The 9,392-nt window shown below is 66.1% G+C and carries 9 protein-coding genes; all 9 read right to left on the bottom strand.

All coding sequences use genetic code 11. The annotated features are described in order from the left end of the window. Window positions 1-46: 46 nt before the first annotated feature. The 9 genes from F6S12_RS27660 to F6S12_RS27620 all read right to left on the bottom strand — a co-directional run bounded on the left by F6S12_RS27660 (window position 47) and on the right by F6S12_RS27620 (window position 9,213). Window positions 47-1,003, bottom strand: a complete 957-nt coding sequence (locus F6S12_RS27660) for a peptidylprolyl isomerase (RefSeq protein ID WP_123430849.1) — start codon at window positions 1,001-1,003, stop codon at window positions 47-49. Then, window positions 1,000-1,485, bottom strand: a complete 486-nt coding sequence (locus F6S12_RS27655; RefSeq protein ID WP_011061117.1) for a YbjN domain-containing protein — start codon at window positions 1,483-1,485, stop codon at window positions 1,000-1,002. Before F6S12_RS27655 ends, F6S12_RS27660 begins: the two co-directional genes overlap by 4 nt. Before the next feature lie 20 nt (window positions 1,486-1,505). Next, window positions 1,506-2,153: a DNA repair protein gene (locus tag F6S12_RS27650; RefSeq protein ID WP_065363956.1), complete on the bottom strand. Its 648-nt coding sequence runs from the start codon at window positions 2,151-2,153 to the stop codon at window positions 1,506-1,508. 17 nt (window positions 2,154-2,170) lie between these two features. Beyond that, complete coding sequence (locus tag F6S12_RS27645) at window positions 2,171-3,865, bottom strand: putative porin (RefSeq protein WP_315869544.1); 1,695 nt, start codon at window positions 3,863-3,865, stop codon at window positions 2,171-2,173. A 40-nt stretch (window positions 3,866-3,905) separates the two neighbouring features. Further along, a complete protein-coding gene (locus F6S12_RS27640) occupies window positions 3,906-4,622 on the bottom strand; it encodes an energy transducer TonB (RefSeq protein ID WP_315869543.1) in 717 nt (238 codons plus the stop codon). Window positions 4,623-4,625: 3 nt separating this feature from the next. Beyond that, entirely contained in the window at window positions 4,626-5,051 is a 426-nt protein-coding gene (locus F6S12_RS27635; protein ID WP_011061113.1) for an ExbD/TolR family protein, read from the bottom strand. 11 nt (window positions 5,052-5,062) lie between these two features. Then, on the bottom strand, window positions 5,063-6,880 hold the full coding sequence (locus F6S12_RS27630) for a DUF2341 domain-containing protein (protein ID WP_072441975.1): 1,818 nt from the start codon (window positions 6,878-6,880) through the stop codon (window positions 5,063-5,065). A 21-nt stretch (window positions 6,881-6,901) separates the two neighbouring features. Beyond that, window positions 6,902-8,536 carry a ShlB/FhaC/HecB family hemolysin secretion/activation protein gene (locus F6S12_RS27625; RefSeq protein ID WP_409999859.1) on the bottom strand — a complete coding sequence of 545 codons (1,635 nt, stop codon included), beginning with the start codon at window positions 8,534-8,536 and terminating at the stop codon, window positions 6,902-6,904. Between the two features lie 74 nt (window positions 8,537-8,610). Then, window positions 8,611-9,213: a transposase gene (locus tag F6S12_RS27620; protein WP_011061110.1), complete on the bottom strand. Its 603-nt coding sequence runs from the start codon at window positions 9,211-9,213 to the stop codon at window positions 8,611-8,613. Window positions 9,214-9,392: the final 179 nt, after the last annotated feature.

Genomic DNA, 9,392 nt, shown 5'->3' with positions numbered 1-9,392 from the left:
GCCGGCGAAGGGGCCTGTGAGATCGCCTTCGCGGGCAAGCCAGCTCCTACAGCTTGTCCTCCAGGACCTGGTTCAACACCGCGCCATCGATGCTCAGGGTCGCAGTGTTGAGCATGCCTTCCAGGTAGGCCTTGGCGATCTGCTCCTGGCGCTGGGCGCGCAGGGCCTGGGTCAGGCGATCACGCAGTTCGTCCAGGCTGGCGGTCCGTGCCGGCTGCTGTTCGGTGAGCTTGAGCACGTGGAAACCCGCCGCGCTCTGCACCACCTCGGACACCCCGCCCACCTTGAGCCGGGCCACCGCGCTGCGCACCTCCGGCAGCAGTTGCTGCAAGGGCTGCAGGCCGGAGTCGCCACCGCGCTGGGCGCTGTCCCGGTCCTGGGAGTACTGCGCCGCCAAGGCGGCAAACTCCCCCGGCGCGGCCTGGGCCTTGCGGCTCAGCTCCTGCGCCTGGCGGCGTACCTGCTCGGCCGCCTGGGGCTCGGCGACCCCGAGGAAGATCTGGCTGACCCGGTACAACGGCGGTGTCATCCACGCCGACTTGCCGCTGTCATAGGCCTGCTGCAACTCCGCCGGGCTGGGGTAGTCCGCCGGCACCTGGCTGACCGACTGCAGATAGTCGCGAAACACGATCTGTTCGGTGGCGGCGCGGGTCTGCTGCTCCACCTCCGGGCGCTGGCGCCAGCCCTGGGCATCGGCCTGCTCCAGCACGGCCTTTTCCGCCAGCCGTGAACGAATCCAGGCTTCCAGCGCCGGGCGATTGCCGCGCAATTGCCCCCGGGATTCCTCGGGCAGGCTGGCAAACAAGCTCTTGAGCTCCTCGGCCGCCACCTGCTGATTGCCCAGGCGCGCCACAGCGGGCGTAGACGCCACTTGTTGTTGCAGCAGGGTCGGGGCCGGCTGCTGCGCCGCCACCGGGTCGTTGCCCGGGCGCAGGGCCAGGCCCAACGCCAGGCCGAGCAAGGTCAGTGCCCCGGCACCGACCACCAGGGTGGGCTTTTTCACAGGGTGGCCGCCTCTTCCCGGGGTTGGCTTTGCGCCGCCTGAGGCGCTTCGGCCTGCGCCTGCAACTGGGCCGCCTGCTGGCTGTATTCGCGCAAGTAGACGATGAACTCCTGCAGCAACCGATCCCACAGCTCCAGCTGGCTGCGCAGGTGGGTCTCGCCGACGCCGGCCACCACCACGTCCATCTCCATCACCAGGAATTCGCCCTGCAGCGACAGCCGGGCAAAGCGCCGTGAGGCGTTCCACAGTTCCGCCAGCCCGGCCGGCAATTCGCCCTGCACCCGCAGCGCGCAGCTGTAGGTGAAGTCCACGTAGTGCCCGGCTTCGCTGCCCGGGTTACCGAAGCGCACGGCGTAGCCGATGCCCTGGCTGGCGCTGAGCAGTTGCACGATGCCGTTCTGTTCGGTCTGGTTGACCCGGTAGCCGGCGCCTTGCAGCAGGTCGGTGAGGCTTTCGGTGGTGACGCTGTTAATCAAGGTCATGGTCATCTCTTCCCTGGTGATCAGTGGGTGCTCGCCGCCCGCGGGGCGTCGAACTGGGTCTGGTAAAGCTCGTCGCCAAAGCCCTGGGCCAGTTCCTCGAACTTGACCCGGGCGCTGCCGGCGAAGGGCTGGCGGATTTTCACCACCTCGGCCACGTCGATGTTTTCGTAGGCCGCCAGGATCTGCTTGGCGATGCCGTACATCTGCTGATTCTTGACCGCACATTGCTGCACTTGTGTGTCACGCTCGCTCAATTGCGCCTGCAACCTGGCCCGTTCGGCTTCCTTGCCCCGGGCCAGCACCAGCAGGTCCTCATAGGCCTTCTTGAACTTGCCCAGTTGCTCGCTGCTGGCGGCCGCCTGGGCCTGGGCCTGGTTGTGCAGGTTCTGCTGCTGGCCGGCCAACTGCTCTGCCACACCGCGGGTCTTGGCCAGCTCGGCCGTCAGTTGCTTGACCTGGGCCTGGGCCTCCCTGGCCGCGTTCTCGGCGGCAACCCGCGCCGCCGCGGCCTGGGCCTGTTCGCTTTGCAGGGCCTGCAGCTGCTGGGTGGTGCTGCGCAACTGGGTGCGCAGGCGCTCCTCCATGCCTTCGGCACTGGCGCCGACACTGGCCAGCACGCCCCAGACCAGCAACAGGCTCGCCGCCCCTGCCCTCGCTCGGCTGTTCATAACCTTCCTCCCTGCACTTAGAAGCGCGTGTTGAGTTCAAGCTGCATCACGTCCACCTCGTAGCGCGGCCCGTAGACTTCCGAGGCGCTCATGTAGCGGGCCGTGGCGTAGATGTTCTTGTCGATACCGTAGTTGCCGCCCAGGAAATAGCCCTTGGCGTTGGTGCCCCCCAGGTGGAACGAGGAGTCGTTGAAGCCGTCGGGCAAGGCGTCGGGCTGGATGTACTTGTAGCCGGCCAGCAGGTTCCAGTCCCCGGCCTTCTTCATTTCCAGGGCATTGCCCAGGGTGAACTGCACCATCAGCGCGTTGCCGCCGCTTTCGAACTGGCCCTGGCTGTTGATGTTGTTGACGATCTCGCCTTCGCTGCGCTTGAGCATCTCGCCCTTGTCGTAGGCCAGGTTGCGAATGAAGTTGGTCTGGCTGCGCAGGCGCAGGTCGTCCGGCAATTCGGTGTCCCAGGCCAGGTTCAGGTCGAGCACGTCGAACTTGGAGGCCAGGCCGACGAACTGCGGCTGCGGGGTCAGGCCCGGCGTGGCCGGGTTGGGGGTGATGTCGCGCAGCAGGAACACGCTGTTGCCCTTCTGCATGAAGGCGACCCGCGAGCCATCGGTGTCGCAGCCCGGGGCCCCGGCCCAGGGCGCGCAGGGGCTGGAGCGCTGGCCCTCGATGTCATCGAAGCGATAGTAGGCCAAGGCGCCCTTGAGGCTGTTGCTGCGGTTGATCTTCCAGTTGGCGCCGACCTGCCCGCCGAACAGCCACTTGGTGTCGCTCTCGTTCTTGTCGAAGCCGTTGCTGGTGGCGGTGTCGTTGGTGTACTCCACCGGGAAGGCGCCGAGGGTGCCGAACAGGCCCCAGTTGCTGCTCAGCTTGTGGTTGAAGATCGCCGCCACGCCGTCGAAATTGAGGTCGTTGGAGTACAGCATGTCGGTGGAATAGAACGGGTTGGCGATCCGCCCGCCGGTCAGGGTCAGGTCCTGGGTGGCCTTCCAGGTCAGGTAGCCCTGGTCGAGCCAGATGTCCTTCTTGCCGAAGCCGCCGCCCAGGGTCTGGGTGGTGGACACCGGATTGTTGTCCGAGCCGGTGCCGATGCGGATGCCGGCGGTCCATTCCGGCGAGATCACCGCCTTCATCCCCAGGCGTGCCCGCAGGCGGAACAGGTTGTCGCGGTCCTCGCGGGTGTTGAGCAGCGGCGGCAGCTTGCTGTTGGTGTCCTTGTTGACGTCGTAGGGGCCACTGTCGTTGAGCTTGGCGTAGTCGACGATCTCGTTGCTGTTGTTGTCGGCGAAGAACCGCGACTCGTCGCGCAGGCGGATGTCGCCGTCGAAGCTGATGCGCGAGATCCAGTCCGGGAAGGTGTTGGGCTGGGCCCAGTTTTCCTGCTTGGCGGTGGCCATGACCTCGGCCTTGACCTGATCGCGGATCTGGTCGCGGACGATGGCCGGCACGTATTGCACCCGCACATCACCGGGCGCCGCAGCCGGGCCGGTTGCCGCCACGGCGGTGGCCGCGCGGGCCTGCTGGGCTTCTTTCTCGGCCTGGGCGATCAGCCCGTCGGCCTGCTCCTGCTTCAATACCCCCTGCTGCACCAACAGACGGATCAGGTTGATCGTGGCGTTCTCCGAGGGCGCGGCCGCGGCGGCCGTGGCCTGTCCGGCCAGGGTCAGGGCGACCATGCCGAGCGCCAGGGTCAATCGATTCACGGTGGAAATCATCTGCACACAACTCCTGTAGAAACTGCAAATAGGGGTTTGCTCATTCCGGTCGCCGGCCCTTGAGGGACAGGCGTACCGGCAAAGTCAGGGAGGCCGGCATGCGCTCTTTCAGGCGCGGCGTGGCCCGCAGCGCCGCCAGCACTTGCTGGTCGGTCTCGGGGTTGCCACTGGAGCCGGCCAGCTCGGCGCGGGTCACCTGCCCGTCGGCGCCCAGCCACAGGTCCACCTGCAAGGCATAGGCTTTCTTGCGCAACTCCGGGTCTTCGCGCAGCGCGCGCTGGAAGGTCGCCGCCAGGTACTGCTTGTATGTGCCGGTGCCCAGCCCGCCGCCACCGGCGCCGGCCATGCCGCCGCCCTTGCCGGCACCGACGTTGAAGCCGTCGTTGCCGGACTGGGCGTCGCCATCGATCTGCATCGGGTTGGCCAGGTCGTCCGCTGGCGATGGTGGCGCCTCTTCCTCCGGCTTGACCTCCTCGGGGGTCGGCGTGGGCTCGGGTTCCGGCACCTTCTCCTCCACCGGCTCGGGCTCCTTGGGCTTCTCGGGAGGCGGCGGAGGGGGCGGTGGCGGGGGCGGCAGCGGGATGATGGTCGGCACCTTCGGCGCTTCACGGCGCACCCCGGCCATGTCATTGGCCCACTGCCACAGCAGCCAGGCCGCCACGGCCCCCAGCAGCAGCCCCGCGCCCCACTTGAGCAGGCGCACGGCTCGCGGCTTGTGCTGCACCGGCGGCAGCTCGAACGGTTGTTGTGCAGTCATGGCTCAGCCCTGGCTCGGTTTGCCGGTGACCAGGCCGACCTGGGACAACTCCAGGCGGCGCAGCAGGTCGAGGACTTCGATGACCTTCTGGTACTGCACCGTGGCATCGCCGCGGACGATGATGGGGAAGTCCGGGTTCTGCGCTTTCTCGATGCGCAGGCGCTCTTCCAGCTCGCCCAGGGTCACCGGGTAGGCGTCGAGGAACACCTGGCCGCCATCGTTCACCGAAATGGCCTTGGTCTTGGCCTCGGAGAGCGACACCGAGGCGCTGGCCTTGGGCAAGTGGATCTGGATGCCCGAGACCTGGGCGGTGGCGGTGAGGATGAACATCACCAGCACCACCATCAGCACGTCCACCAGGGGCGTGATGTTGATGCTGTCGACGGCGGCATCGTCTTCGTCGTCATGGGAGGCATTCACGGAAGCCATGGCAGTTCTCCTCAGGCCGGAACCGACGCGTTGCTGTGGCTGACCCGCCAGTGGGCGTTTTCGCTGTGCTGGCTCTCGCCATGCAGCTCCGCCAGCCGGGTGATGAACTCGTCGACGAATACCCGCATGTCGGCGCCGACTTCCTTGTTGCGGGTGATCAGGCGGTTGTAGCCAAACAGCGCCGGGATCGCGACGAACAGGCCCATGGCCGTGGCCAGCAGGGCCGCGGCCATGCCCGGGGCGATGGCGTTGATGTTGACGTCACCGGCCATGGCGGTGCCGAGGAACACCACCATGATCCCCAGCACCGTGCCCAACAGGCCGATGTAGGGGCCGCCGGCAATGGCGTTGGACAGGGTCGAGAGCTTGGAACTCAGCTGCTGGTTTTCCCGGGTGCGCACGCCATCCATGGAGCAGCGGATGGCCTCGATGGTGGCCGCCGACACCGACGAGGTATCGGCGCCCTGCTCGCGCCGGGTGCGAATTTCTTTCACCGCAACCAAGTACAGGCGCCACAGCGAGGAATGCTCCAGGCGGCTGGCCAGCACCTGGTCGTCGGCAAACATCTCCAGGCGGGTGCCGACCTTGGCGAACTGCTCGCGAAACAGCGCATTGGCAGCGCTGACCCGACTGACCATGCGGTTCTTGCGCAGCATGATCACCCAGGACTGGATCATCATCCCCACCAGCACCAGGATGATCACCCAGGCATCCACCGGCACCGCCTTGAGCAGGAAACCCAGGCTGCCGAAACCAAAACCCGACTGTTCTTCATCGACGCCATAGGCCACCAGCTTCGACTCCGCGCCCTGGGCGCTGGCATCGGCCAGGATCAGCGCCGCCGGACGCGCCACCTTGGACAGGCGCAGCTCGTCCAGGGCCCCGGTGAAGGGCTGGAAGTGACTGGCCTCGGCCCCGGCGGCCGCCGGCAAGTCGGCGCCGATGGCCAACGGTGAATTGAAGGTTGGAATGGCTTGGGCCAGGCTCGCGGTTTCGCGGCCATTGACATACAGCGCCAGTCGGCTGCCCTCGCCGCTCAGGGCCAGGTGCTGCCACTGCCCCGGGTTCAGCGGCTGGGTGGAGGCGGCGCGCTGGCCGTCCACCTCAACGAAGGGCATGCCCTGGTTGATGCCGATCAGCAGGCTGCCGGCACCTTCGCGGCGAGCCAGCAGCAATTGTTCGCCGCTGGCCTGGTCCAGGCGCACCCAGGCACTGAAGGTGAAGGCGCCGCCGGCGTTGTGCTGCAGCGACGGGCTGGCCGGCAGCAGCAGCGGCTGGCCGCTGAACTGCAGGGCCCGGCCGATCACCCCGTCGATCGCCGCGCCGGTGGCGTTCTGCGCGGTGTTGCCGTAGGCGGTGGTGTCTTTGGCCGGCGTGCCGTTGCTGCCGTCGAAGTGGTAGATCGCGGTGTAGCTGGGGTCGAAGGTCAGTTGGCCATTGGCCGTGCTCGGGGCCTTCTGGTTGCCGTAGTACATCCAGATGTCCTGGCGCTGGCCGCCCTCGACCTTGGGCACATCGACCCAGATCAGCGCCATGCCCATCAGCGGGTCGAAGCTTTCGATCTGATGGTTGAGCACGGTCTTGTCATCGGCGGCGACAAAGCGCAGGTCGGCGCCGTCTTCCTTGACCCCGTCGAAGGTGAAGTTGCCGGTGTGCAGGCGCACCAGCAGCGCGGTGCGGCCCAGGGCCTCGTTGATGGCCGCGCCTTGCGGGGTGGTGTCCACGCTGATCTGCTTGCGGTAATGCCAGTCGTCCTGCCACCAGGCATGGGCCGTGGCCGGGAGCACGAAGCCCAGGCAGATCAACAGGCTCAGGAATAAGCGTTGCATGTGAAGGGTCTCCGTAAAAAGTCAGAACGTCGCTTGCACGCTGAAGTGCAGGCGCGGGTCGTATTTCTGGGTGTTGGGGCCGTCCTTGAGCGGGTAGCCCCAGTCCAGGCTGCCGGACAGCCACTTGCTCAAACTGGCGCGGGTGCCCAGGCCGACACTGGCCAGGCTGTATTCGTCCTCCTGCTCGGGCAGCGGGTCGTGCAGCGACAGGTGCGCGCCTTCGGCAAAGGCGTAGAAGCGCCACTCCTGCACGTAGCTGCCGAGGAACTTGGCCAGGGACGGCGTGCGCAGCTCCTGGGAAAACAGGTAGCCCTCGTCCCCCGTGCGCTCGGCGGCCAGGTAGCCGCGCACCGAGGTGGCGCCGCCGGCGGAATACTGCTCGTTGGACACCAGCGGCCCCGAGGCCAGCTGGAACGCCGCCTTGGACGCCGACTGCCAGTCGTTGGCGAAGGTGTAGGTGAAATTCAGGTCGCCCTTGAGCACCGAGAAACTGGCGCTGGCCTCGTCGCGCTTGTAGTGAAACTCCTCGGCGTCACTGCCGTAGCCGAAGAAGCGCCGGGTGCCGACGATCAGGTTCAGGCCCAGGCCCAGCTGGGCTTTCTCGCTGTAGCGATAGCCGTTGTAGCCAAAGGTCATGGGGGCGTACTTCAGCGGAATCTGGTCGCTGCTGCGGCCAAAGCGCATCTCTTCCTCGAAGTCCTTGAAGTCCACCCCCACCGACAGCGAGTTGGCCCAGTTGCCCGCGGCGGGCAAGGTGTAGATCGCCGACACCCCGTAGGAATGGCCCTTGCCCAGCACATTGCTGCCGCCGATGGTGGCGATGTTGCTGTCGGACTGGTAACCGGAGAACTGCAGGGCCCAGCGATCGCTCAGCGGCGCGGTGTAGGAACCGGACCAGACCTTGGCGTTGTCGGTGTCCTGGGGCGCGGTGAAATAGGTCAGGGAAATGCTGTGGCCCAACTGCCAGAGGTTGTCGTAGCCGACATTGACCACCGTGCGCAGCTTCTCGGTGTCGGCGCTGTAGTCGTTGTTCAGGCCGACGCTGGCGTGCCAGGGATTCTGGTCTTCCACTTGCAGGTCCACGTCCATGGTCCTCGGGCGCTGGCCTTCACGCACCAGCGGCATGACCTGGCGCCCGGCGCCGCGATTGAGCCCGGCCAGCTGGCTTTGCACCGTGGCAAAGTCCGGTACCTCGCCTTCTTTCAGCGCCGGCACCTGGTCGCGGATCTCCACCGGCGAATAATGCTTGGCCCCCACCACCCGCACCCGACCGACCTTGGTTTCACTGACCTGCAGATAAACGATACCGTCCTCGACCTTCTGCTCCGGCAGCTCGACGAACACCGACTGGTAGCCGCGCTCCTGATAGACCTTCTGCAGCGCATCCCGGGCGCCTTCGATATCGGCCAGGGCCTTCTGCGGGCCAAGGAAGGGATACACCGCCTCCTCGATGGCCCGGGCATCGAGCACCGTATTGCCACGCACGAAGTACTCATTGACGTCCACCAACCGCGCCGCCGCCGAGGCTTCGACCGGGGCCGGCTGGCCCTCCTCGGCCTGCACCGCCGGCACCAGCGCCGCCAGTGCCAACCAACCGCACAACGGCCACCAGCGCCCGCCACTGCCCGGTCGCCCTGATTTGCCCAGATGCTCCACACCGCCCCCTAGAAGTCTGAAAATTGGCGCGCACGCGCGCATTGCCGTCGCCGTCTGCACAGCGTTTGGCCGATTCAATTGCTGGTGATCGAGGTGTTTTCGTGGCGAGCCAGCCAGGTATGCAACAGCGCGAAGTTCAACGAGAACTCGGGCATTTGCAGCAAGGCACCGCAGAACACTTCACCGATGATTTTCTGGATCAACTGCACCGCCCGCGGGTTGTTCAACAGCGTGGCGATATCGCGACTGAGGACACTGAAGCTCCAGACCTTCTGGTTCAGATCGAGACCGACGAACCAACGGAACAACAGGTTGTAACTGAGCTGTTCATAGAGCTGCTGCTCGCTGGGCACCGAATACAGCAACTGCAACAACAGAATGTGCATCACCGTGCGCGGCGCAATCAGCATCCCCGGCTCGGCGTTGAGGCCCTGGAGCAGGTCGCGGTGCTGATCCAGCAACTCATCGATCTGCGGGCGCAGCAGCACCAGCGAATGCCCCGGCGGGATATAGCTGGCCACCTCCTTCAAGGCGCCCTGCCAGTCATCCTGGGAGACGATCCAGACCCACGGCGCGCCGTAGCGATAGACCGACACCGGCTTCTTGCGCGCGGCCTCGACAATCTTCGATAGCCGTTGATCCAGCTCCTGCATGCCCACTTTCGAGTAGCGTTCCATAGTCCCCATAGCCTCACTCCCGGCGTCCCGCCTCGGCTTAAAAAAGTGGCCTGGCGGCCCCCTCAAGCGCGTTACATACCCAAGACGCGCGTGGCCATGTGCTACCGAACTTTTGTCATAAAAGCTTCATTCACGAGAGGAACGCGCAAACGTTGTAGGAGCCGGCTTGCCGGCGAAGA

It is taken from the genome of Pseudomonas sp. JV245A, assembly GCF_032424515.1.
Taxonomy (GTDB): domain Bacteria; phylum Pseudomonadota; class Gammaproteobacteria; order Pseudomonadales; family Pseudomonadaceae; genus Aquipseudomonas; species Aquipseudomonas protegens.
The sequence above is the reverse complement of the archived record's forward strand: the minus strand, read 5'-3'. Positions and strand labels throughout refer to the sequence as shown.